The sequence below is a fragment of the Bradyrhizobium sp. SZCCHNS30572 genome (assembly GCF_032484415.1).
Taxonomy (GTDB): Bacteria; Pseudomonadota; Alphaproteobacteria; order Rhizobiales; family Xanthobacteraceae; genus Bradyrhizobium.
On sequence record NZ_JAUESY010000002.1, the window covers coordinates 599,619 to 622,344 of the forward strand.

At 64.5% G+C, this 22,726-nt stretch carries 20 protein-coding genes and 2 tRNA genes; 12 read left to right on the forward strand and 10 right to left on the reverse strand.

The features are described from left to right. Positions 1 to 24: 24 nt before the first annotated feature. The 3 genes from QX048_RS07765 to QX048_RS07775 form a co-directional block, all read right to left on the reverse strand. Complete coding sequence (locus QX048_RS07765) at positions 25 to 1,257, reverse strand: cyclopropane-fatty-acyl-phospholipid synthase family protein (protein WP_315827633.1); 1,233 nt, start codon at positions 1,255 to 1,257, stop codon at positions 25 to 27. Positions 1,258 to 1,365: 108 nt separating this feature from the next. Continuing rightward, positions 1,366 to 2,211 carry a DUF1365 domain-containing protein gene (locus tag QX048_RS07770; protein WP_315827579.1) on the reverse strand — a complete coding sequence of 282 codons (846 nt, stop codon included), beginning with the start codon at positions 2,209 to 2,211 and terminating at the stop codon, positions 1,366 to 1,368. Positions 2,212 to 2,218: 7 nt separating this feature from the next. Next, complete coding sequence (locus QX048_RS07775) at positions 2,219 to 3,532, reverse strand: NAD(P)/FAD-dependent oxidoreductase (protein ID WP_315827580.1); 1,314 nt, start codon at positions 3,530 to 3,532, stop codon at positions 2,219 to 2,221. Between the two features lie 366 nt (positions 3,533 to 3,898). Between QX048_RS07775 and QX048_RS07780 the strand changes: the two genes are divergently transcribed. From QX048_RS07780 to QX048_RS07805, 6 genes are read left to right on the forward strand one after another with little or no spacing between them, the layout of a single operon-like run. After that, positions 3,899 to 5,353, forward strand: a complete 1,455-nt coding sequence (locus QX048_RS07780) for an efflux transporter outer membrane subunit (RefSeq protein ID WP_315827581.1) — start codon at positions 3,899 to 3,901, stop codon at positions 5,351 to 5,353. Then, the gene (locus QX048_RS07785) at positions 5,343 to 6,746 is read left to right on the forward strand and encodes an efflux RND transporter periplasmic adaptor subunit (RefSeq protein ID WP_315827582.1); all 1,404 of its coding nucleotides are present in this window, start codon (positions 5,343 to 5,345) and stop codon (positions 6,744 to 6,746) included. The genes QX048_RS07780 and QX048_RS07785 overlap by 11 nt, the downstream gene beginning before the upstream one ends. A gap of 29 nt (positions 6,747 to 6,775) precedes the next feature. Next, the gene (locus tag QX048_RS07790) at positions 6,776 to 9,904 is read left to right on the forward strand and encodes an efflux RND transporter permease subunit (RefSeq protein ID WP_316159502.1); all 3,129 of its coding nucleotides are present in this window, start codon (positions 6,776 to 6,778) and stop codon (positions 9,902 to 9,904) included. Continuing rightward, positions 9,904 to 13,008: an efflux RND transporter permease subunit gene (locus QX048_RS07795; protein ID WP_315711860.1), complete on the forward strand. Its 3,105-nt coding sequence runs from the start codon at positions 9,904 to 9,906 to the stop codon at positions 13,006 to 13,008. Before QX048_RS07790 ends, QX048_RS07795 begins: the two co-directional genes overlap by 1 nt. Positions 13,009 to 13,047: 39 nt before the next feature. After that, a complete protein-coding gene (locus tag QX048_RS07800) occupies positions 13,048 to 13,785 on the forward strand; it encodes a tRNA-uridine aminocarboxypropyltransferase (RefSeq protein WP_315711862.1) in 738 nt (245 codons plus the stop codon). Positions 13,786 to 13,835: 50 nt separating this feature from the next. Then, positions 13,836 to 14,009 carry a hypothetical protein gene (locus tag QX048_RS07805; protein WP_315711864.1) on the forward strand — a complete coding sequence of 58 codons (174 nt, stop codon included), beginning with the start codon at positions 13,836 to 13,838 and terminating at the stop codon, positions 14,007 to 14,009. Positions 14,010 to 14,059: 50 nt separating this feature from the next. On the opposite strand, the gene QX048_RS07810 is transcribed toward QX048_RS07805, so the two are convergent. Then, a tRNA-Cys gene (locus QX048_RS07810) sits at positions 14,060 to 14,133 on the reverse strand. Positions 14,134 to 14,582: 449 nt separating this feature from the next. Here QX048_RS07810 and QX048_RS07815 point away from each other — a divergent pair. Further along, on the forward strand, positions 14,583 to 15,122 hold the full coding sequence (locus QX048_RS07815; protein WP_315827584.1) for a ubiquinol-cytochrome c reductase iron-sulfur subunit: 540 nt from the start codon (positions 14,583 to 14,585) through the stop codon (positions 15,120 to 15,122). Further along, the gene (locus QX048_RS07820) at positions 15,100 to 15,270 is read left to right on the forward strand and encodes a hypothetical protein (RefSeq protein WP_315827585.1); all 171 of its coding nucleotides are present in this window, start codon (positions 15,100 to 15,102) and stop codon (positions 15,268 to 15,270) included. Before QX048_RS07815 ends, QX048_RS07820 begins: the two co-directional genes overlap by 23 nt. A gap of 114 nt (positions 15,271 to 15,384) precedes the next feature. Here QX048_RS07820 and QX048_RS07825 read toward each other — a convergent pair whose 3' ends face one another. The 6 genes from QX048_RS07825 to QX048_RS07850 form a co-directional block, all read right to left on the reverse strand. Continuing rightward, the gene (locus QX048_RS07825) at positions 15,385 to 15,564 is read right to left on the reverse strand and encodes a hypothetical protein (RefSeq protein WP_315711867.1); all 180 of its coding nucleotides are present in this window, start codon (positions 15,562 to 15,564) and stop codon (positions 15,385 to 15,387) included. 369 nt (positions 15,565 to 15,933) lie between these two features. Then, a complete protein-coding gene (locus tag QX048_RS07830) occupies positions 15,934 to 16,338 on the reverse strand; it encodes a response regulator (protein WP_315711868.1) in 405 nt (134 codons plus the stop codon). Then, positions 16,316 to 16,780 (reverse strand): response regulator, encoded by a 465-nt coding sequence (locus QX048_RS07835; protein ID WP_315711869.1) that lies wholly within the window; start codon positions 16,778 to 16,780, stop codon positions 16,316 to 16,318. Before QX048_RS07835 ends, QX048_RS07830 begins: the two co-directional genes overlap by 23 nt. Positions 16,781 to 17,009: 229 nt before the next feature. Further along, positions 17,010 to 17,855: an EamA family transporter gene (locus tag QX048_RS07840; RefSeq protein ID WP_315711870.1), complete on the reverse strand. Its 846-nt coding sequence runs from the start codon at positions 17,853 to 17,855 to the stop codon at positions 17,010 to 17,012. 15 nt (positions 17,856 to 17,870) lie between these two features. Further along, positions 17,871 to 18,374, reverse strand: a complete 504-nt coding sequence (locus tag QX048_RS07845) for an NUDIX domain-containing protein (protein WP_315751108.1) — start codon at positions 18,372 to 18,374, stop codon at positions 17,871 to 17,873. A 166-nt stretch (positions 18,375 to 18,540) separates the two neighbouring features. Beyond that, positions 18,541 to 18,615 (reverse strand) — tRNA-Asn (locus QX048_RS07850). A 257-nt stretch (positions 18,616 to 18,872) separates the two neighbouring features. On the opposite strand from QX048_RS07850, the gene QX048_RS07855 reads away from it, so the two are divergent. The 4 genes from QX048_RS07855 to QX048_RS07870 all read left to right on the forward strand — a co-directional run bounded on the left by QX048_RS07855 (position 18,873) and on the right by QX048_RS07870 (position 22,646). Further along, positions 18,873 to 19,058: a hypothetical protein gene (locus QX048_RS07855; RefSeq protein WP_315711872.1), complete on the forward strand. Its 186-nt coding sequence runs from the start codon at positions 18,873 to 18,875 to the stop codon at positions 19,056 to 19,058. Positions 19,059 to 19,191: 133 nt separating this feature from the next. Then, a complete protein-coding gene (locus QX048_RS07860; RefSeq protein WP_316200442.1) occupies positions 19,192 to 19,857 on the forward strand; it encodes a protein-L-isoaspartate O-methyltransferase family protein in 666 nt (221 codons plus the stop codon). Positions 19,858 to 20,137: 280 nt separating this feature from the next. Further along, on the forward strand, positions 20,138 to 21,523 hold the full coding sequence (locus QX048_RS07865) for a TolC family outer membrane protein (RefSeq protein WP_315779991.1): 1,386 nt from the start codon (positions 20,138 to 20,140) through the stop codon (positions 21,521 to 21,523). A gap of 379 nt (positions 21,524 to 21,902) precedes the next feature. Continuing rightward, positions 21,903 to 22,646 carry a DUF2497 domain-containing protein gene (locus QX048_RS07870; protein WP_315711874.1) on the forward strand — a complete coding sequence of 248 codons (744 nt, stop codon included), beginning with the start codon at positions 21,903 to 21,905 and terminating at the stop codon, positions 22,644 to 22,646. Positions 22,647 to 22,726 lie beyond the last annotated feature (80 nt).

Consider the following 22,726-nt stretch of genomic DNA (forward strand, 5'->3'; position numbering starts at 1 on the left):
CCAGGGGAGCGTAAGCCGGCTGGATCAGCCCCCCGATTTCTCAAAGACGACCTGGCGAACATCGATATTCCCGGAGAGGAAACCTGCTTCGCAGTAGGACAGATAATATTCCCAGAGCCGCCTGAAGCGCTCGTCGAATCCGGCGGGCGTGAGGTTCGGCCAAGCCTCTCGGAAGTTATTTCGCCAGATCGCAAGCGTCCTGGCATAATCTTCCCCGAAGATCCGCTCGCGGATGACGGGTATGCCAAAGCGGTCGCCGAGCGACTTCAGAATCTGCGGTGTCGGCAACATGCCGCCGGGAAAGACATAGCGCTGGATGAAGTCGACCTCGCGGCGGTAGTGCTGGAACAGGCTGTCCTGGATGGTGATTGCCTGGACACCGGCCAGTCCGCCCGGCAGCAGGCGGTCTCGCAGTTGCGAGAAATATTTCGGCCAGAACTGTTCGCCGACCGCCTCGATCATCTCGATCGAGGCGATGCGATCGTAGTGGTCACGCTCGTCCCGGTAATCCTGCAGGCGGATTTCGACCTTCTCGGCGAGCCCGGCCTCCTGGATGCGGCGCTGCGCGAAGTCGCGCTGCTGTTGACTGATCGTCAACCCAACGACCTTGGCGCCGAACGTCTTGGCGGCATATTCGGCAAAGCCGCCCCAGCCGCAGCCGATCTCGAGCAGCTTCTGCCCAGGCTTGAGATCGATCGCCTCGGCCAGCCGCTTGTACTTGTTGGTCTGCGCGGCAGTGAGGTCGGTGGTGTGCTCCTCGAACAAGGCCGAGGAATAGGTCATGCTCGGATCCAGCCAGGCCGAGTAGAACGAATTCCCGATGTCGTAATGGGCATAGATGTTGCGCTTCGCCTGACGCTTGGTGTTGCGGTTGAACCAGTGCCGGACCAGCTGGGCAAACCGGATCAGCGGCTTGTCTTCCAGCATCGACTGCAGCAGGTGCTGGTTGACGCAGAACAGATAGAGAAACTGCGTCAGGTCCGGCGTATCCCAGTCGCCGTTCAGATAGGCCTCGGCGATGCCGATGTCGCCGCCATTGAGAAGACGCGATGCGAAGCCGTAATTGGCCAGGATCATTGCGGCGGCCGGCCCGGGCTCAACGCCGCCGAGCCGGATCACCCGTCCGTCCGGCAGGGTCACGTCGAGCGTGCCTTTTCGCAACCGCGAGCCGAAGCCGAGGGCAAGGCGGGGCAGGCGGGGAAGATCGGCAAGCACCTTGTCGATGGTATCAGGGGTGACTGGGATGACGTCCGGCATGGCAGGTCCACTCACGCAAACGGCTCCAGCCCACGTCCCCGTCGGCTGGCCGGTGCGGCACCTGTGCGGGCAGGGATCACGGACGCAGAGCGAGCCGGCCGTTTCCGGTCAGCGTCGTGACATATAAGCGTGGCTGCCGTTCCCCGCCAAGCCGGTATTGGTTCCAGGGCTTGCACTGATTTCGCCACGCGGGACGAGGCGGACGCCTTTGGCCCACAGCCGCAGTGCCTCCCAATGGATCGCGGCGAAGATTTTGACAGTCACCAGCGGGAGCGAGACGAAGGCTGCGAGCAGGGAGCCAGACGTCAGCCCGCGACGGCGGCCAGAGAAGGTTGCAGCGAGCAGGGGCCCGTCGGGGCCAGTTTCAAGAATCCGCAACTTGACCTTGTCGCCCGGCGGCATGACCCGGAAATGGTAGCGCATCGCCATGTCGATGAACGGCGAGACGTAGAAGGTCTTGTCCTGCGTCTGGCGCAGCCCTGCCGCGGACAGCTCATTGGATCTGACCGGCAGCACATAGGGCTTGATCTCGCCGAAGGTGTTGCGGACCTCATAGATCATCAGCGCCAGGGTGCCGTCGCTGCGATAGCAGAAATAGACCGACAGCGGATTGAACACGTAGCCGAGCAGCCGCGGATAGCACAGCAACAGCACGCGTCCGCCGCCGAGATCGATCCCCTGATTCGCCGCGCAGGTCTGCGCATAGGCCAGCAGCGACGAGCCGTCGCGCGGACCGTGGTCGGCCTCGTGGAAGCTGTAGAGCGCTCGCCGATTGACCCCGAACAGCGAGGCCTGCCGGTCCGCCTGGTCGAGCCGGCCGAGATCGATCAGCAGGCTCATCACGCGATACCGGAAGCGGTGCGTGGTCGGCCGCATGCGGGCATGCATGACCTCTCCGACATAGAGCGCGGCCGCTTCCGTTCGGTCATCCTGTCCCGAGTGATCCATGTCCATATCGCGCCTATTCCGCAGCCTCGGCGAGCTCGGTGGGAAACCCGCGCCATGGCACGCTCGCGCCGAGCGCCTCCGCCACGGCGAGACCCGAGCGCAGCCCGTCCTCATGGAAGCCGTAGCCGGTCCAGGCCCCGCAGAACCAAGTATGGCGCTGCCCCTGAATCGCTGCCAGACGCTTCTGCGCCGCAAAGGCGGCAGCCGTATATTGTGGGTGCTCACAGATATATTTGCCAAAGGTCAGCTCCGGGGCCGGAGCGAAGGGTGGGTTGAGGCTGACGAACAGCGGCTTGGCGTCGTCGATGTCCTGCAGGTTGTTCATCCAATAGGTGACGGCGACGTCGTTCATGGGAACGCCCTCACGCTGCCAGCGCAGGAAATTCCACGAGGCCCAGGCGCGGCGGCGCCTCGGCATCAGCCTGCTGTCACGGTGCAGATAGATCGTGTTGGGCGAATATTTGATCGCACCGAGGATGCCGCGCTCCCGCTCGTCCGCGTCGGTGAGCATCGACAAGGCCTGGTCGCTGTGTGCGGCAATCACCACGTGATCATAGGTGTCCCGACGCCCGCTGCTGTCTTGAACGACGACGCCGTGGGCGGTGCGTTCGATGCTGGTCACGGCGCTGCCGAGCCTGATCTGGTTGCGGAAGCTCGACGTCAGCTTCTCCACATAGCGGCGGCTGCCGCCCTTGACGGTGCGCCAGACCGGACGGTCATATTGCAGCAACCTGTGATTGCTGAAGAACGCGACGAAGTTCTCGGCCGGGAAGTCCAGCATCTCGGACGCCGGGGCTGACCAGATCGCGGCCCCCATTGGCGCCAGATAGTCGGTGAGCAGTCGCGGGGCGAAATGGTTGCGCCGGAAATAATCACCGAGCGTAAGGCCATGCAGGCGGCCGGCCTTGAAGTCGGCTGTACTCTGCTCGTTGAAGGTCAGGATGTCCCTGAGCATCCAGAGATAGGATGTCGACAGCAGGTTGCTCGGCTGCGCGAACAGCCCCTTGGCGGTGTCGAGCCAGGTGTTTCCGCCACCTTTCCATTCGAAGCGGCCGGCATCCGCGGTGACGGCAAAGCTCATGCTGCTGTCGACCGTCTCGACCCCCAGATGGTCGAACAAGGCGGTGAGCTCAGGATAGTTCAGCTCGTTGTAGACGATGAAGCCGATGTCGACCGAGACCGGAGCGCCGTCATAGTCGATCGTCACGGTATGGCTGTGGCCGCCCGGACGGAGATCACGCTCGTAGACGGTGATCGGATAACGTTTCGCCAGGGACCAGGCCGCGGCGTTACCCGCAATACCCGTTCCGACCACCGCAACTCGCATGAATGCCCCCTGAAGTTCACGTGCAAGTTACGGAGTCCCCGCCAAAGGGTTTCACGGCCGCGCTCGCCGCGTCACACCCCGGCCAAAACGGCATTCGACAGATGAAATCTTGGTAAGGCGGCAGCCGGGGGCCCGTGGCCCTGCCTGCACGAAACTCCGCTGATTTACGGGAGATTCGTCGATTCGGTGGACTTTATCGGCACCATTGCTGCTGGGGCGACGGGGGGCTGCAGGGCTGTCCGCCGCCGTGGGCTGCGGCTAGAATGATTCCCAAGACTACAGGGAAGCATCACGCCAGTGTCCATCGTGCCGATCGCCGTCGACGAGCCTTGCCGCGCGTCCGCTGACCCGCGGATCGTCGCCGGGATGCGGGAGCGCCGTGTGCCGGCTACCCTGCGGCGATTTGTCCACTGGCTGGCGGCGATCGGATTGGCGGCGAACTCGGCCGGCTGCCTGCTGACGCAGGATATTCCCGATCCGGCCCTCGACTTGCCCCAGCGCTACAAGGCGGCGTCCGGTTCCGATATGGCGGCGCCGCCGCCGCTGGATTGGTGGCGCGGCTTCGGATCACGCGAGCTGACCCAGCTGATGGAGGAGGCGCAGAGCGTCAACCTCGACATTGCCGCTGCTGTGGCAAGGTTTCGGCAGGCCGATGCGCTGGCGCGGCAGGCCGGCGCGGCGCTGCTGCCAAGCCTGTCGAGCACGGGGCAGGAGACCTATTCGCGCACGTCCGGGTCGAGCTCCAGCGGGCTCACCAATGGCGGCCGCGAGGTCGTCAATTACCAAGCCTCGCTCTCTGCGAGCTACCAGCTCGACTTCTTCGGCCAGAATCGCGACGCGCTGCAGGCGGCCGAGGAAACCGCGGTGGCCAACCGCTTCGACCGCGACGTCACGCAGTTGACGACGCTCGCCACCGTCGCCAATGCCTATTTCCAGGTGCTGGCCGCGCAGGATCGGATTCGGACGGCTGAGCGCAACATCGCCAGCGCCACGCGTGTGCTCGATGCCATCCGCGAGCGGCAGAAGGCTGGCACCGGCAACGATCTCGACGTCGCGCAGCAGGAGAGCGTGCTCGCCAATCAGAAGGCGGCGGTGCCGCCGCTGCGCCAGACGCTCGATCAGAACGTCAATGCCCTGGCCGTGCTGGTCGCGCGATCGCCCGAAGGCATTCGGGTCATTGGCGGCTCGCTCGATCAGATCAGGACTCCGCGGGTCACGCCTGGTCTGCCGTCGGAGATCCTGACGCAGCGTCCGGACATCCGCCGGCAGGAGGCCCAGTTGGCATCGGCAACGGCCAATGTCGGCAGCGCGCGGGCGCAGTTCTTTCCGAGCATCCAGCTCACGGGCAACGGCGGCTACCAGAGCGCGGCACTGGTGTCGCTGTTTCAGCCGCATGCGGCGTTCTTCAGCCTCGCCGGCAGCCTGACCCAGCCGATCTTCGACGGCGGCCGGATTCTGGGCAACTTCGAGAACGCCAAGGCGCAGCAGGATGAACTGCTGCAGACCTACCGCAAGACCGTGATCCAGGCCTTCACCGACGTCGACAATGCGCTGTTCTCGATCAAGCAGACCACGATCCGACTGCAATTGCAGCGCCAGGTCGTCGCCGCCTCGCGGCGTGCGTTCGAATTGTCAGAGCAGCAGTTGCGCGCGGGAACTGCCGACATCGTGACCGTCTTGAATACGCAATTGACGCTGTTCCAGGCCGAGGACGCGCTATCGCAGGCGCAACTGGCGCGCCTGCAGGCGTTTGTGAGCCTCTACCAGGCGCTCGGCGGCGGCTGGGAGCCGCGCATGGAGAAGTCGGCCGATGCTCTTTAAACCGGACGAGAAGGGAGCAGCGGCAGTGAAGCGCGCGCGGTCCAGCGTGGCACGGCGACTGGTGTCGATCGCGATCACGCTGCTCATCCTCGGCGGCCTCGGCTATATCGGCTGGTCGGCGATGCAGCAGAAGCAGCAGGCCAATAACCGCTTCGCGCGGCCCGACCTCCCCGTTCCTGTCCTGGCCGTCTCCCCTGTCATCAAGGACGTGCCTGTCTATCTCGACGGCGTCGGCGCGGTGCGCGCGCTGAACACGGTCACGGTGCGCTCGCAGGTCGACGGCAAGCTGATCGCGGTCAATTTCGTCGAAGGGCAGGACGTCAAGAAGGGCGACGTGCTCGCGGAGATCGATCCGGCGATCTATCAGGCGCAGTACGATCAGGCCGTTGCCAAGAAGGCGCAGGACGAGGCGCAACTCGCCAACCAGAAGCTCGACCTCGCCCGCTACGAGCAGCTCGCCGCCAGCAATGCCGGCTCCAAGCAGCAGGCCGACACGCAGCGCGCGGTGGTGGCGCAGCAGCAGGCGCTGATCAAGGCGGATCAGGCCGCGATCGACAATGCGGCGACGACCTTGAGCTACACCAAGATCGTGGCGCCGCTCTCCGGCCGCGCCGGCCTGCGCCAGGTCGACCAGGGCAACATCGTTCATGCCTCTGACGCGACCGGCCTCGTCGTCATCACGCAGCTGCAGCCGATTGCGGTTCAGTTCAGCCTGCCCCAGCAACAGATCATGCGCGTCAATGCGGCCGCCGCCAAGGGACCGCTCGCCGTCGACGTGTTCGGCAATGACGGCGTCACCGTCATTGACACCGGCACGTTGCGGGGCATCGACAACCAAGTCGATCAGACGACGGGCACGCTGAAGCTGAAAGCAGAATTCCCCAACGGTAGATTTCAGCTCTGGCCGGGACAGTTCGTCAATGTCCGCCTCAAGGTCGAGACCCTGTCGCAGGCGATCACGGTGCCGACGTCGGCCGTACAGCGCGGGCCGGCAGGTACGTTCAGCTACGTGATCGGCGAGGGCGACATCGTCTCTGCGCATCCGGTGGCGGTCGTGCAGCAGAATGAGAGCGAGGCCGTGATCGCGAGCGGCTTGAGCCCCTCGGACCGTGTGGTGACGACAGGCTTTGCCAACCTCGCCGAGGGCGTCAAAGTGGTGGTCGGGCGCGCCGAGCAGACGCCGCAGGCCGACCTGGCGCCACGCAAACGCGGCCGCAATCCGCAAGCAAAGGATCAAGGCAAGGACCAGGCCAAGGAGGGCGGAGCTCCGCCTGACGGCGCGCCGAAGGACGGCGAGCTGCGTCGCAGGCCTCAGGCCGCGGGCCAGACCGATGCCGGTGCAGCGCCCCAGGGAGGGAGTGAAGCAGGTCGCGGCGCGAAGGCGCAGCCATGACGCGACCGCAAGAGTGACGAGCAGTCGCGATGAGCGTCTCCGAACCCTTCATCCGCCGTCCTATCGCTACCTCGCTGCTCGGCGTCGCGCTGCTGATCGGCGGCCTGCTCGGCTATCTCGCGCTGCCGGTCTCGGCGCTGCCGCAGGTCGACTTCCCGACCGTCCAGGTGACGACGCAACTGCCGGGCGCCAGCGCCGGTGTGATCGCCTCGCTGATCACGGCGCCGCTGGAGCGCCAGCTTGGCCAGATCCCGTCGCTCTCGGCGATGAACTCGACGAGCTCGTTCGGCGTCAGCCAGATCTCGCTGCAGTTCGATCTCGGACGCGACATCGATGGCGCCACGCAGGACGTCCAGGCGGCGATCAATGCCGCCGCCGGCGTCTTGCCGAAGTCGCTGCCCTATCCGCCGACCTACGCCAAGGTCAATCCGGCCGACGCACCGGTCATGACGCTCGCGCTGACCTCGGACACGATCTCTTTGCGCGCGATGAGCGACATGGCCGACACGATCCTGGCGCAGCGGCTGAGCCAGGTCTCCGGCGTCGGCCGCGTCTCCGTGCTCGGCGGACTCAAGCCCGCGGTGCGCGTGCAGGCCGACCTGGCGCGGCTCGCCGCCTATGGCATCTCGATGGAGGACCTGCGCGCCGCCATCGCAGGCGCCAACGTCTCCGGTCCCAAGGGATCGCTCGACGGTGCCCAGCAGGCCTATCTGATCACGGCCAACGACCAGATCGGAGCCGCCGACGCCTACAAGCCGATCATCATCGCCTACCGCAACGGCTCGCCGGTCACGATCGGCGATGTCGCAACGATTATCGATGGTCTGGAGAACGATCGGACCGGCGGCTGGTACCAGGGTGTCCCTGCGGTCATCCTCGACATCCAGCGCCAGCCGGGTGCCAACGTCATCGAGGTCGTCAAACAGATCCGTGCCGAGATCCCGAAGCTGCAGCGCACGCTTCCCGCCGGCGTGAAGCTCGCCATCGTCAGCGATCGCACCGTGACCATCCGCGCCTCGGTGCACGACGTGCAGTTCACGCTGGTGCTCAGCGTGGTGCTGGTGACGCTGGTTGTGCTGCTGTTTCTGCGCTCGCTGCGCGCCACGATCATCGCCGGCGTCGCGCTGCCGCTGTCGCTGATCACGAGCTTCGGCGTGATGTACTTCGCCGGTTTCAGTCTCGACAATCTCTCGCTGATGGCACTCACCATCGGCACCGGCTTCGTCGTCGACGACGCCATTGTGATGATCGAGAACATCGTGCGCCACATGGAAAATGGCGAGAGCGCGATGAACGCCTCGCTGCGCGGCGCGCGCGAGATCGGCTTCACCGTGATCTCGCTGACCGTGTCGCTGATCGCGGTGTTCATTCCGCTGCTGTTCATGTCCGGGCTTGTCGGTCGCATGTTCCGCGAGTTCGCGTTGACCTTGACGATCGCAGTCGTGACGTCGGCGGTGGTCTCGCTGACCCTGACGCCGATGATGTGCTCGCGGCTGTTGAAGCATGCCAGCCAGGAATGGGTGCTGCCGGGGCTGAACGCCATCAGCCGCTTCATCGACCGCACGGTAGCGGTCTATCACCGCAGCCTGCTCTGGGTGCTCGACCGCCAGACCGAGACGCTCGTCGTGACCTTCGCGACCTTGGCGGCGACCTTGGCGCTCTACGTCGTCGCGCCCAAGGGCTTCCTGCCGCTGCAGGATACCGGCTCGATCACGGCGGTGACCGAAGCCGGCCCTGACGTGTCGTTCGCCGAAATGAAGAAGCGCCAGGCGGACGTCGCCGCCGCGATCCAGGCTGACCCCGACGTCGTCGGCGTCGTCTCGGTGATCGGCGCCGGATCGGTCAACCCGACCACCAATGTCGGCCGTCTCGTCATGACCTTGAAGCCACTTGGCGAGCGGCAGGACGGGGTCGCCGAGGTGATCGACCGGCTGAAGCAGAAGACCTCGGGCGTGCCCGGCATGACCGTGTACTTCCAGCCGGTCCAGGACGTGCAGATCTCGACCCAGGCGAGCCGCTCGCAGTACCAGTACACGCTGACCGGTGCCGATGCCGCCGAGGTGTCGAAATGGGCGAGGCAGCTTGTCGGAGAAATGCGCCGCGACCCTCTATTCCGCGACGTCTCCTCCGAAGCCCAGGAGGGCGGCCTGCGCGCGGAGCTGACCATCGACCGCCAGCGCGCCGGCCAGCTCGGCGTCAGCCTGCAGGGCGTCACCGACACGCTCAATGACGCCTTCGCGCAGCGGCAGATCTCGACGATCTACGGCCAGGCCAACCAGTACCGCGTGGTGCTGGAAGCGCTGCCGATGTATCAGCGCGACCCGTCGGTCCTGTCGAAGCTCTATCTGCCCGGCGCCGGCGGCCAGGTACCGCTCTCGGCGGTGGCAAGCCTCAAGCGCACCACGGCGCCGCTGGCGATCTCGCATCAGGCGCAGTTTCCGGCGGTGTCGCTGAGCTTCAACCTCGCGCCCGGCGCGGCGCTCAGCGAGGCGGTCGACGCGCTTCATGCGACCGAGAACCGCATCGGCATGCCCGGCAGCATCATCGGCGTCTATTCGGGCGATGCCGCCGAGTTCGCCAAGTCGCTGGCCGGCCAACCCTGGCTGCTGCTCGCGGCCGTGGTTACGATCTACATCGTGCTCGGCGTGCTCTATGAGAGCTACATCCATCCGATCACGATCCTGTCGACGTTGCCGTCGGCGGGCGTCGGCGCCATCCTGGCCCTGATGCTGTTCGGCCAGGATCTCTCGGTGATCGGCCTGATCGGCATCATCCTCCTGATGGGCATCGTCAAGAAGAACGCGATCATGATGATCGACTTCGCGCTCGAGGCGGAGCGTCACGAGAACCGCCCCCCCTACGACGCCATCGTGCAGGCGTGTCTCCTGCGCTTCCGCCCGATCATGATGACGACCCTGGCCGCTCTGTTCGGCGCGCTCCCGCTGGCGATCGAGAGCGGCACCGGCTCGGAGCTGCGCTTTCCGCTCGGCATCTCCATCATCGGCGGCCTGCTGCTCAGCCAATTGCTGACGTTGTACACGACGCCGGTCATCTATCTCGCGCTCGACCGCATCAATCGTCGCTTCAAGCGCGCGCTGCCGTCGGCGCCGGACCTGCCGTCGCCGCCGATCGCAGGTGCGACCGAAGGCATCCAGTGATGGCCTCGATCTCCGAGCCGTTCATCCGCCGGCCGGTCGGCACCACGCTGCTCTCGATCGGCCTGTTCCTGGTCGGGATCGTCGCCTATATCTTCCTTCCCGTCGCACCGGTGCCGAACGTCGACTTCCCCGCGATCTTCGTCAGCGCGTCGCGCCCGGGTGCGGACCCGTCCGTCATGGCGGGGACGGTCGCGGCGCCGCTGGAGCGACGACTCGGCGAGATCGCGGGCGTCAACCAGATCACCTCGACGAGCTCGCTCGGCACCACCAACATCCAGATCCAGTTCTCGATCGGCCGCGACATCGACAAGGCCGCGCGCGACGTGCAGGCAGCCATCAATGCCTCGCTGTCGGACCTTCCGAGCGACCTTCCGGCGCTGCCGCGGTTCCGCAAGGCGAACACGGCCGCGGCTCCCGTATTCGTTCTCGCCCTGACCTCGAAGACGATGACGACGAGCGCGATGTACGACGTCGCCGACACCGTGCTGGCGCAGCGGCTGTTCCAGGTGCCCGGCGTCGGTAACGTCACTGTCAGCGGCGCCGATCAACCCGCCGTGCGCATCGCGCTCAATCCGGTCTCGCTCGCCAATGCCGGCATTTCGACCGACGATGTCCGGACGGCGATCATCAATGCCAATCCGATCGGGCCTGTCGGCATCTTCGAGGGCGGCCGCCAGAGCGAGACCATCGCCATCAACCGGCAGATGCGCAGCGCGGCCGAATTCCGCGACATCCTGATCAAGAGCAGCAATGGCAGCTTCGTGCGGCTGTCGGATGTCGCCGACGTCGAGGATTCCGTACGCAACGTGCGTTCGATCGCCTGGTTCAACAAGCAGCCAGCGGTGCTGATCCAGATCGCCAAGCAGGGCGATGCCAACGTGATCGAGACGGTCGACCGTGTGAAGGCGCTGATCCCGGAGCTCAAGCAATGGCTGCCGGCGGGCATCGAGATCTCCACTCTGGTCGACCGCACCGGGACCATTCGCGCCTCGGTCGACGACATGCAGTGGACCTTGCTCGCGACCGCCGTGCTGGTGATGGTCGTCGTGTTCCTGTTCCTTCGCCGTCTGGTGCCGACGGTCGCGGCCGGCGTCTCGGTGCCGCTGGCGCTCGCCGGTACCTGCGCGGCGATGTGGCTCGCAGGCTTCTCGATCGACAATCTGTCACTGATGGCGCTCGCGATCTCCGTCGGCTTCGTCGTCGACGACGCCATCGTCATGATCGAGAACATGTACCGCAATCTCGAGCATGGCCTGTCGCCGATGCGCGCCGCGCTCGATGGCGCCCGCCAGATCGGCTTTACCGTGTTGTCGATCAGCCTTTCCTTGATTGCAGCCTTCGTGCCCTTGATCTTCATGGACGGCGTCGTTGGCCGTCTCCTGCGTGAGTTCTCGCTGACGCTGACCTTCGCAATCGTCGTGTCGACGTTGGTGTCGCTGACGGTGACGCCGATGATCTGCGCGCATTACATCAAGGAGACGCTGTCCGATCGTGCCACCTGGTTCGACCGTATCGTCGAAGGCGCGCTGTCCGGCATGGTCCGCTTCTATGCCTGGACGCTGCGCGGCGTGCTGGTTTATCCGTTTCTCACCCTGATCGTGTTCTTCGCCACCATCGCGCTCACGGTGACGCTCTACATCAAGGTGCCCAAGGGCTATTTCCCGACCGACGATTCCGGCTTCGTCATCGGTGCGACGCGCGCCTCGGCCGACATTTCGTTCCAGTCCATGCTGGGCCTGCAGCAGCGGCTCGCCGACATCGTGATGGCCGATCCCGCCGTGGCCGGGATCGGCTCGACGATCGGGGGCGGCGGCGGGCCGGGTGGCGCGACGTCCAACCGCGGTACCATGTTCATCAATCTCAAGCCCCCGGCGGAGCGCGAGGGCGTCTCCACTGAGCTCGTGATCAACCGCCTCAGGCGGAGCCTCGCGACGGTCCCCGGCATTCGGCTCTTCATGTTCGCCGCGCAGGACGTGCGCACCGGCGGCCGTCAGAGCGATTCCGACTACCAGTACACGTTGAGCAGCCCCGATCTCGACCTTCTGCAGAAATGGGCGCCGATTGTCGCCAAGCGCCTGGAGACGGTCGACGGCATCACCGACATTTCCAGCGACCGCGATCCCGGTGGCCTGCAGCTCGCGCTGCGGATCGACCGACAAAAGGCGGCGAGCCTCGGCGTCCGCGTCCAGGATATCGACAACGCGCTCAACAACGCCTTCGCGCAACGCCAGATCTCGATCGTCTACAGCCAGCGCAACCAGTACATGGTCGTGCTGGAGATCGACCCGAAATTCCAGACCGATCCCTCCAATCTCGACCGCATCTATGTGGCCGGGGCAGGGGACGCGCAGGTGCCGTTGTCGGCGCTGGTCAAGGCCGAGCGCGGCCTGTCACCGCTGGCGGTGTATCACTCGCAATCGTTCCCTTCGACCACCGTGTCGTTCAACCTGCTGCCGGACGTGCCCTTGCAGACCGCGACCGCCAACATCCAGCGCGCCGTCGACGAGCTGCACATGCCGGAGGGCATCCGCGGCAGCTTCGACGGCAATGCCGGGGACTTCAACAAGAGCAGCGGCCGCCAGCCGCTCTTGATCCTGTTCGCCCTGGCCGCGATGTATATCGTGCTCGGCGTGCTCTATGAGAGCCTGGCGCATCCGCTGACCATCATCTCGACCCTGCCGTCGGCCGGGCTCGGCGCGCTGCTCGCTTTGCAGGTCACCAACACACCGCTGACAGTGATCGCCTTCGTCGGCATCATCCTGTTGATCGGCATCGTCAAGAAGAACGGCATCATGCTCGTCGATTTCGCGCTCGAGGCCGAGCGCCAGCGCGGCATGTCCTCGGCCGATGCGATCTTCGAGGCCTGCCGGGTGCGCTTTCGCCCAATCCTGATGACGACCCTCGCCGCGCTGTTCGCCGGCCTGCCGCTGGTGATCGCGACCGGTCCGGGCACCGAGCTGCGCCGCCCGCTCGGCATCACCATCATCGGCGGGCTGCTGGTGTCGCAGATCCTCACCCTCTACACCACGCCGGTGATCTACCTGCTGATCGACCGGCTGCGCCGCCGCTCGACCCCGGAGCCGCTCGCCGCGCCCGCTGAATGAGCCGTTGTGGCCCTGTCCGCGGGCGCGTATAGCCGCCGCATGCCAGAACCACACGACCATCCGCCGCTCGCCACCGAGGCGCCGCCCGATTGCCCGCGTTGCCAGAAACCGCTGCCGCTGTGCATCTGCGACAGCGTCACACCGCTGGAGAGCCGGCTGGGGCTCCTGATCCTGCAGCATCCGCAGGAGCAGGATCGCGCGCTCGGCACCGCGCGGCTCGCCGCCCTGCATTTCAAGAACGCGGTGGTCAAGGTCGGGCTATCCTGGCCAAGCCTCGCCAAGGCACTGGGACGGCCGGTCGCCGATCCCGCGCGCTGGGCCATTCTCTATCTCGGCTCGGCGAAGGCGGCCGAGCTCGATCCCGAGAGCGAGGTGGTCGCGGTGACCCGCAAGGGTGAGGTCGCCGACAACCAGCGCGCCATCCTCAAGTCGATCGAGGGCGTGATCCTGCTCGACGGCACCTGGAGCCAGGCCAAAGCGCTGTGGTGGCGCAATCCGTGGATGCTGAAATGCCAGCGCGTGATCCTCGGGCCGCGGCAGCCGTCGCGCTACGGCCGGCTGCGGCGCGAACCGCGCCGCGACGGGCTGTCGACCATCGAGGCTGCGGGGATGCTGATGGCCGCGCTGGAACGGCGGCCGGAGATCGCCACGGCCCTCGACGCGAGCTTCGAGCGCATGCTGGCGCGGTATCGGGAGGTGGAAAAAGCGCAGCCGGAGCTCACGCCCCGCCCAAAGGCCCGCAAGCCGGATTGGCGCAACCGTAAACGGCGGGTTTAGGAACCGGAGGTACGCTTCTTGCATTGCCGCATGGAACGAGGATGAGAGCCATGCCGGAAGCAGAAAAGTCCAATGTGGTGCAGTTTCGGGATTACGCGCCCCGGCTGGCCGGCAGATCCGGCTCGGATCGGACGGGCGTCTCGGCCGGTGAACGAGGGGCAATTCTGACTTGGCCGCGCGCGCAGGTCAGCTATCCCGGCGGCATCGACGATCTGCCCATCTAGCGCCGGTTCGCGGCCCCAATGGGTAGTCCAACCGCTTGATTTTGATCGAGTGGAGGCCACGACCAGAATTGAACTGGTGTAAACGGTTTTGCAGACCGCTGCGTAACCACTCCGCCACGTGGCCCCTGTGGGCGGAGCAATATAGGCAATCTCTCGGTTAGGCAACCACTCTCGTCGCGAAGGCCGACGCCGTCGATCCGGGCCTTCGGCCAGCTGGAATTTCGATCCGCCCAGCCGCTTTCGAACTGGTCGCATCGGGCACGGCAGCGCAGAGAGGGATTGTCGCGCCGCCCTCATCGCGACCCTGGTCCACATCGCGTGGTCGCAATCCCAGACGGAGCTGGCGACGCCGTCGCTTCCGATCACGAGGAGCTTTCGCCGAACCGCTGCACCGGCGATGACGCGCAGCAGCGACGATAGTTGAAGACATCGCGGCGAAATCGCGCAACGCGCCTTGATTTCTTCAGGTTGTGTCGTTCTAATTATTCTATGTCAGGGTGCGTTGCGGGGAGCCGAGCTCCCTAAAACAGCACGCCTGCGACTCGCACACAACTTCACACGCAAAGATCTGTCATGGATGATCACCCGACACGCCGCTCGGTGGTTTTCGGCACGCTTGCCGCATGCGCAACGGTTGCCAGCGCGGCGGCCGATGACGACGATCCGCGCAAGGAGAAGCGGCCGCAAAAAGGCGACCTGATCGTGTTCTCGGAAGGGGAACGCGAAGGGCAGACGATCACGCCTGATGACTTGAAGATTGGCGAGCCACCGGTTCATGGGTGGCCGAAGGATCCAGCGAATGCGATCGTGCGTGACGGGTCGCGATTGAACGAGGTGCTGCTCGTCAGGCTCGATCCAAACGAACTCGACGAAGACACGCGTCAGCGTGCGGCCGAAGGCATCGTCGCCTATTCGGCCATCTGTTCGCATGCGGGATGCCCGGTCACGGCCTGGATCAAGGCGACCGAGGGCAACGACGATGTCTTCAAATGCATGTGCCACAATTCCGAGTACGACCCGAGGCGCGGGGCGCAGGTCGTGTTCGGCCCCGCGCCCCGGCGGCTCGCCGCGCTTCCCCTCGTGATCAATCATGGGCATGCCCGTCGCCTATGAGGCGGATGGCACGCAGTACATCGCCGTGCAATCCGGCTGGGGCGTCGATGCGCAGCGCATCCAGGATGCGCTCTCGAAAGGCGACATCGGTCTGGAGGACAACGTCCCGCAGGGCGGCGTCGTCTGGGTATTCGCAGTCAAGAAGTAGCGCCGGTGATCTGAAGGGCGGCGGCCTCGGCAGTCGCCATCTCAGAAAATGAAGACCGCGGCAGCGTTCCGGCGTGCCGATCCCTTGGCTTGCATGACGACAGAAGATCGCGCGTCAGCAGGCCGCGAACCAGCCGTCCGGAAACGGGATCAGCGGCCAGGCGCCCTGGTTGTCGTTGGCCGCCGTGGGGAAATGCAGAATTGAGAACAAGCGGGCCATGGAATCGGTCTCGGTCTCGGGCGCAATAGCGGTTCTCACAACGTCCATCAACAACTCGTATTCGGCTTCGCTCATCTCGCCCTCGCGCAAACTGCGAGCCACGATGGCGAAATTCCACTTTTTTCAAATTGAGCGGATCGTTCAAATTCTAACGATCGGGCACGACGGACCCAATTGGTTAGCGGTGCCCTTCGTTCCAAATATACCGCGGTCCGCTTTGTTCCAGTGTGAACGGGCTCACATCCCAAGGCTTCGCGTCGTCGGTGACCCGTCTGCCCGCGCGGCAGGTGATGCCGTGCAGCGATCACGATCCGGCCCGTAGCCGACCGGGAGCAAGAGATCCGCAACGCCTGCCGCGAGTCGCAGGCCGCTTCACTGGCAAAGGCCGAAGAGGCGACCCGCTCCAAACGTCCGGCTCGACGCAAGCGGCAGAATCGCTGGCGGTCAAACCGCGACGGCGAGAAGCTCGGTGTCCTGCACCAGAATGTCGCGCATCAGCTGCGACAGGTCTTTCGGCTTGAACGGCTTCGCCAAACGATGAAGGCCGACCATTCTGGGCGAGGGGCCGAGCAAATCAGGCGTCCCGCGTCCTGATTCCAGCACCATGCCCGACATCATCACGATGGGCATCGTGGGCCGGGCCGCCCGTGCAGCCCGGATGACCTCGTTGCCGTCCATGTCGGCCAAGTTGAGATCGATCAGAGCCGCGGCGAAATCATCGCGGGACACGGCATCCATGGCCAGCCGACCGTCGGTGACGGCAGTGACCGCGTAGCCCTCGCGAACCAGAAGGTGCTGGATGACACAGCAAACGCCGACTTCGTCATCAACGACCAGGATGTTCATCATGAGCCCTTCCTGACAGACGTGGATGAGGAGCGACGTGCCGCGCCTCGCTCAGAAGTCGTTGGCGCACCTCGATCGCACGATCGACCGCTTCGAGCAGATCGAGGATGTCGAACGGCTTCTGCAACGCTGCCGTCGCTCCGAGCTTGATTGCCATACCGAGGAAGTCTGGAGCACCCAGTTTCTTGTCGGTGAACGCGTAACCGGAGATCGCGATGAACGGGACCGTGGGATCGAGCTTGATGAGCTCGCGAATGGTTGCGATGCCGTCCATGCCCGGCATGAACATGTCGATCACGACGGCATCGAAGGACACGCTGCCGATCAATCGAATGCCGGTCGGACCGTCCGGCGCGAGAAACACGCAGAACCGCTTCTTCTTCAATAATGTTTCCAGCGCAGCGCGCGTGGCACAATCATCATCAATAATGAGGACAGTAGGCATGGGCCACCTCAGTATCAGCAGGACTGAAGGACGCTCACGCTACAAGGACAATAGGCTGAGGCTCGAAAATGGCAAAGTAGTTAACACTGAATTAGTTGTCGCGATTCGGCAACCAGGGGTTTTACGGAACTTCCTGTCCGGGGCCGCTGGCCGGCCTTCTGTTGTGCATCATGCGATGAAGATGGAACTATGATGTCCGGGGGTGATGGCTCCGGTTGTTTGAAGAATCTCAGTCCGGCTTGAGCAGGGCGACCGCGACCAGCCCCATTGCGATCAGCGCTGCACAGCAGAGTCGTCGCGGCGTTGCACGCTCCTTCAGGAACAGCACGCCGATCAGCGTCGCAAACAGGACGCTGCATTCGCGAAACGCGACCACATTGGCAATCGGATTGCGGCTCAAGGCCCAAAGGAATACCACGAACGACGTCAGCCCCAGGGTGCCTGCGATCAGCACCGGGATCCAGGCGTCTCGGATCTCCAACACCAGCGCAGGTCCTCGCAGCATCATCGCGACGAGAAAGAACACGACACTGTCGAGTACGATCATCCAGACCGTGAACGAAGCCCAGCCTTCGGTCTGCCGGGTGCCTGCCGCATCGACGACCGAATAGCCGGCGATCAGTGCGGCGGCGCTGACGGCGGCCCAGAACGCGCGGCGGTCGATCGGACCGTGGATTCGGTCGCTCGCCAGGCCGGTGATGCCGAGGACGATGACGGCAATTCCGATCAACTGCCCGCTCCGTGGCAGTTGCTGCAGACCCAGCGAGGCAAATAGCGTTGCGAACAGCGGAACGATGCCACGCGCGATCGGGTAGGCGCGTCCAAGCTCGGCCGAACGGTAGGCCATTGCGAGGCTCGCCTTGTAGCCCGCGTGCAAGACCAGCGAGGCCACGATGAGCGGCCAGGTCGCGAGTGCCGGAACGGGAACGAGAAACAGGAAGGGCAGGATCAGGGCGCTGCTGACCAGACCCATGCCAGCGAGGAGGGAGAGGCCGCTGCCGGTCTTGACGATGGCATGCCAGCTCGCGTGAAGCAGACCGGCCATCAGCATGAGAATTGCGGCGACAGGATCCAACGACTCGAGTCCGGTTCAGCTTTCGGGCCGCCAGCTCGCGGCAGCGAAGTAGGGGGTGGGGTCGTGCTGGAGCGCCTGCCGCGAGATGATCCGGCTCGATGGCGACACCGGGAGCTGGTCCCATTCCCCACGATCGACGAATCGAAGGCTCGCGATCTCCTCGCCATCGGGCGCAAGCGCGCCGCCTTCGATGACGGCCTCGAAGGCGATCACCGTGTAGTAGGTCAGATCACCGTTGGGATAGCGGATGAGGAACTCCGGGCCCCCGAACACCCCGAGCAGGCGAATCGGCCGGACCACGAGCCCGGTCTCCTCGAAGCATTCGCGGGTGGCCGCGTCGGCCGGGTGCTCATTCGGATCGATGGCGCCGCCGGGCAACGTCCAGAGGCCCGTCTCCGCGTCGCGCCCGAGCAGAATGCGGCCCTGGTTGTCGAACACGGAGATGGAAACCGCTGTGGTCGCCAAAAGATCATGGCCGATCTTGCTGCGGACGGCTCTCAGATGATCGGAAATCGGCATCGCTGGTCGTCACTTGCAAGAGATGCGCCCCGCTTGCCCGACGCTCCATGCGCGGTCAAGGCAAGACAGCGAAGATCGGCGCACGTTCGCGGCCAATCGGCGGATGTCCCGCGTCACAAGAAAGAGGGATTGGGAGGATATATAGAACCATTCGGCATGGCCAGAATGGCTCCCCGGGCTGGATTCGAACCAGCGACCATTCGATTAACAGTCGAATGCTCTACCGCTGAGCTACCGAGGAACAGGCGAAGCAATGTTCGCGAATGCGGCTGCGTATAACAAAGCCGTTTCGCCTTGCATAGAACGAAATCGCATCTTTGCGACGATTGCGGGCTCAGGAATAAAATACCGAAATTTCAGATGGTTAGATTGATTTTGAACGCTTGCTGGGCAGCGGTCGCCCACAGTTCGATGACAGGAAATTCACTTGGAGGGGAGCAAACCGGCCCCGATAGTTTGCTGGAACCGGCCAGTGCCCGCGGTCATGGAGTGTCGTAGATGCCAAACACCGTCGTCCCATTCGCTGAAGCAGTCTCCGCGCCCTCGTTGATTCCCGACCAGGTCGAGCGTCTCAGCGATGACGAATGTCTCACGCGGTTGGCCGACATGATGACGCGCGGTGATTCCGAACATATTGACGAGATCGCGCAGTTGCTCGGGCGACTGGCCGTGGTGATCGAGTAGCCGGCGGTCGGCTCACTCACAGGCGGCGTCCCAGCGGCTCCGTTGAAACCCGCATGTTGCCTTTTCCAGGGCCTTGTACCAAAAGATTGCGCAGATCGTCCGCGGTCCATCCGCTTTGCTTGCAGGTCTGCTCATGTCTTCATTCGCGACGGCGCGCCAGAAAATGGTCGATGGTCAGGTCCGGACCAACGACGTCACCGATCACCGCGTGCTGGATGCGTTGTTGACCGTGCCGCGGGAAGCCTACGTTCCCGCAGATCGGCAGGCGCTGGCCTATCTCGACTTGGATCTCGACGTCTCCGAATCCGCCTCGGCCAAGCGGTATCTGATCAAGCCGATGCTGACCGGAAAGCTGCTGCAGGCTGCCGAGATCAAGCCAACCGACAGCGTGCTCGTGGTTGGATGTGCGACGGGCTATCTCGCCGCGCTGGCCGCCCGACTCGCGGGCAGCGTGACGGCGACTGAGGTCGACTCTGCGGTCGAAGGGCGCGCCAAGCTGCTGCTTGCCGCCGTCGATGGCTGCCCGGTCACGATTCGGGTCGCGCCGGCCGCGCAGGGTGATCCGGCGGACGGCCGCTTCGACGTGATTCTCCTCAATGGAGCGACCGAGGTCGCTGTGGACGGTCTTTGCCGTCAATTGAAGGAGGGCGGCCGCCTGGTCGGCGTCTTCGCCACCGCGCGTCCCGCCCGCGCCATGATCTTTACGCGATCGCATGGTGATATCGGCAGCAGGGTTCTGTTCGATGCTGCGGCGCCGGTCATTTCCGGTCTCGAACGGGTCCCCGAGTTCGTTTTTTAAGTCGTCCGACGAGGTCCTTTGCGACCCCCTGAACTGCCGGGCCGCCCGTCACGCAGCACGGCTTGGTGCGTCGTCTTCGCGGCTTCGGACGGGCAAAATTCTGTTTTAAATCAGAAGTGTGGCCCGGATGCTGCACGTTGACAGTTTTCCGCACGCGTTCCAGGCTTGGGTGGTTCCGTTGCGCTTGCATGGGGAATAAGGTGCGAGGTGCGCGGGAGTCTCTTCAACAGTTACGGCCCGGCTCTGGCGTTCGAGCCGGTAACAAATGAATGGAACAGGGATGTTTGGGGTGAAGCTCGTCACTGCAGCGGCGGCTGCGGTCCTCGTGATGGCTTGTGCGGGCCCGGCGCCAGCGCTGGCCGACACGATCGAGGCTGCGCTGGTGCGCGCCTATCAGAACAATCCTCAGCTCAATGCCCAGCGCGCCTTTGTTCGCGCGACCGACGAAGGTGTCCCCCAGGCGCTCTCGGGGTATCGGCCGAAAGTAAATCTGTCGGCGACGGGCGGGGTGTCGTACACGGATCTGCAGGCTGCTCCCGGTGCCCCCGCTGCCAACGGCCTGCAGCGGCCGCGCAGTGTCGGTTTGACGGTGAACCAGACTCTCTACAACGGTCAGCAGACGGCCAATGGTGTCCGGAAGGCTGAAGCAAGTGTCTCTGGTGAGCGGGAAGGTCTGCGCGTTCTGGAGCAGAACGTGCTGTTGTCGGCGGCCACCATCTACATGGACTACCTGCGCGATGCGGCGATCGTCGAGGTTCAGCGCAGCAATACACGGGTGCTGGAGCAGACGCTCAAACAGACGCGCGACCGCTTCAATGTCGGCGAAGTCACACGCACGGACGTGGCGCAGTCCGAGGCGCAGCTCGCGGCAGGCCGCACGCAGCAGCTCACGGCCGAATCGAATCTGACTGCGACGCGGTCGAATTTCCGACGCATCATCGGCAGCGAGCCGGTGAATCTCATGCCGGGCTCGCCTGTTGATCGCTACTTGCCGCCTACGCTTCAGCAAGCGATCGAGACGGCCCTGACCCAAAGCCCGAGCGTGACGTCCGCGATGTACGGCATCGACGTTCAGTTCCTGCAGCTGAAAATCAACGAAGGTGCTTTGCTGCCGACCGTCACGCTCCAGGCCTCGGCGACCGAATCGTACGAAACGTCGGTTCAATCCTACAAGGCGTTCAATGCCGGTGCGACGGCAACACTCAACGTGCCGATCTTTCAGGGTGGCGGCGAATATGCATTGATCCGGCAGTCGAAGGAGACGCTGGCTCAACGGCGTCTTACCCTTGAGCAGACGCGCGATCAGGCTCGCTCCGACGTGGTATCTGCCTGGGGCAAGCTGCTTGCGGGCAAGGCACAGGTGCAGTCGGCACAGGCCCAGGTCTCAGCCTCCGAGATCGCCCTCAATGGTGTCCGCGAAGAGGCCAAGGCCGGGCAGCGCACCACCCTCGACGTGCTCAACGCTCAGCAGGCGCTGGTCAACGCGCGGAATTCGCTGGTGAACGCCCAGCATGACCGCGTGGTGGCATCCTATACGGTGCTTCAGACCGTGGGGCGGCTGTCACCGCAGGTGCTGAACCTGCCGACCACCACCTACGATCCCAGCGTGCACTACCAGCAGGTCCGGGATAACTGGGCAGGTGTACGGACGCCGGATGGTCGTTAGTACATTCTTAATATCGACCCTGATCCCTCGGTCCTTGGCCGGGGGATTTTTTTGTGGCACATGCTGTGGTTGTGACGAATGGGCGACGCTTGACGGGCGACCTCCGTGCTCCACCGGGTTCGCGGCCAGCGTTGCTTGCATTCATTTGTTGCCATGACATAGCCTCAAAATGGCCGCCGAACGATTCGGACTGCGTCGGAAGTTCTTCCAAGAATAGACTCCGACATGGGCAGTATCGTTCTGTTGTTTTGCATCGATCAGGCCTTGTCCGGAGACAAGTTGGCATGTCCGTTGAGAAGTCCAAGCCACTTGGGGCCGGCGCCCGGGACTTTTGCGCTGAGCCGGTTCGTACGGCAGCGTTGCTGATTTGGAGTCGGAAATGACGCAGCCTGCGAAGGTCCAAGAACCCTCCATGGAGGAGATTCTGGCGTCGATCCGGCGTATCATTGCCGACGACGAGGGTAAGCCGCCGGCGGCGGACAAGGCCGCCGCGCCGGAGCCGGTCAAGGCCGAGAAGCCGGCGGCCCCGGCTGCGAAGCCGGTAATGAACGACATCCCACCTTCGAAGATCGCTGCTGCGGCTCCCGCCAAGCCCGCACCTCCGCCTCCCGCACCGCCGGCGGCGTCCGCAAGCAACAACCAGGATGACATTGACGCATTGCTGGCGGGTTTGGATGAAACGACTCCGGTCGCAGAGGTTCGGCCGGCAGAACCCGAGCCCGAACCTGAAGTACTCGAGTTGACCGACGACATGGCAGTGGCCCCACCGACTCCCGCTCCAGCGCCAGCCCCCGCCGCGGCATCCTTCCGAAAGGTGGATCCGCGGGACGATATCGAGTTCATCGAGGCCGGGCGGCTCAATCAGAAGGCTGCCAGCTTCGAGTCCGCGTTCGAGCAAGTCACACCGAAGCAGCCGATCCTGGCCCCATCGACGGTGAACGCCGTCGAATCGGCGTTCAACGCGCTGGCCAATACGGTGCTGAGCAACAACGCCCGGACGCTCGAGGACCTCGTCAAGGAGATGCTGCGTCCGATGCTGAAATCGTGGCTGGATGACAATCTTCCGGCCCTGGTGGAGCGCATCGTCAAGGCCGAGATCGAGCGCGTCTCGCGCGGCCGCTGACGCCAGGACGGCACGATCTCGTGTTCCGTTCTGGAGTGAGCCGCGGCGGGCGGTAGACGCTATCCGTCAATGTTCGCCGC

Bases quoted from the DNA above. Each gene is read 5' to 3' on its own strand.
- QX048_RS07765 (WP_315827633.1), bottom strand. From the start codon at position 1,257: ATGCCGGACGTCATCCCAGTCACCCCTGATACCATCGACAAGGTGCTT.
- QX048_RS07770 (WP_315827579.1), bottom strand. From the start codon at position 2,211: ATGGACATGGATCACTCGGGACAGGATGACCGAACGGAAGCGGCCGCG.
- QX048_RS07775 (WP_315827580.1), bottom strand. From the start codon at position 3,532: ATGCGAGTTGCGGTGGTCGGAACGGGTATTGCGGGTAACGCCGCGGCC.
- QX048_RS07780 (WP_315827581.1), top strand. From the start codon at position 3,899: ATGCGGGAGCGCCGTGTGCCGGCTACCCTGCGGCGATTTGTCCACTGG.
- QX048_RS07785 (WP_315827582.1), top strand. From the start codon at position 5,343: ATGCTCTTTAAACCGGACGAGAAGGGAGCAGCGGCAGTGAAGCGCGCG.
- QX048_RS07790 (WP_316159502.1), top strand. From the start codon at position 6,776: ATGAGCGTCTCCGAACCCTTCATCCGCCGTCCTATCGCTACCTCGCTG.
- QX048_RS07795 (WP_315711860.1), top strand. From the start codon at position 9,904: ATGGCCTCGATCTCCGAGCCGTTCATCCGCCGGCCGGTCGGCACCACG.
- QX048_RS07800 (WP_315711862.1), top strand. From the start codon at position 13,048: ATGCCAGAACCACACGACCATCCGCCGCTCGCCACCGAGGCGCCGCCC.
- QX048_RS07805 (WP_315711864.1), top strand. From the start codon at position 13,836: ATGCCGGAAGCAGAAAAGTCCAATGTGGTGCAGTTTCGGGATTACGCG.
- QX048_RS07815 (WP_315827584.1), top strand. From the start codon at position 14,583: ATGGATGATCACCCGACACGCCGCTCGGTGGTTTTCGGCACGCTTGCC.
- QX048_RS07820 (WP_315827585.1), top strand. From the start codon at position 15,100: ATGGGCATGCCCGTCGCCTATGAGGCGGATGGCACGCAGTACATCGCC.
- QX048_RS07825 (WP_315711867.1), bottom strand. From the start codon at position 15,564: ATGAGCGAAGCCGAATACGAGTTGTTGATGGACGTTGTGAGAACCGCT.
- QX048_RS07830 (WP_315711868.1), bottom strand. From the start codon at position 16,338: ATGATGAACATCCTGGTCGTTGATGACGAAGTCGGCGTTTGCTGTGTC.
- QX048_RS07835 (WP_315711869.1), bottom strand. From the start codon at position 16,780: ATGCCTACTGTCCTCATTATTGATGATGATTGTGCCACGCGCGCTGCG.
- QX048_RS07845 (WP_315751108.1), bottom strand. From the start codon at position 18,374: ATGCCGATTTCCGATCATCTGAGAGCCGTCCGCAGCAAGATCGGCCAT.
- QX048_RS07855 (WP_315711872.1), top strand. From the start codon at position 18,873: ATGCCAAACACCGTCGTCCCATTCGCTGAAGCAGTCTCCGCGCCCTCG.
- QX048_RS07860 (WP_316200442.1), top strand. From the start codon at position 19,192: ATGTCTTCATTCGCGACGGCGCGCCAGAAAATGGTCGATGGTCAGGTC.
- QX048_RS07865 (WP_315779991.1), top strand. From the start codon at position 20,138: ATGTTTGGGGTGAAGCTCGTCACTGCAGCGGCGGCTGCGGTCCTCGTG.
- QX048_RS07870 (WP_315711874.1), top strand. From the start codon at position 21,903: ATGACGCAGCCTGCGAAGGTCCAAGAACCCTCCATGGAGGAGATTCTG.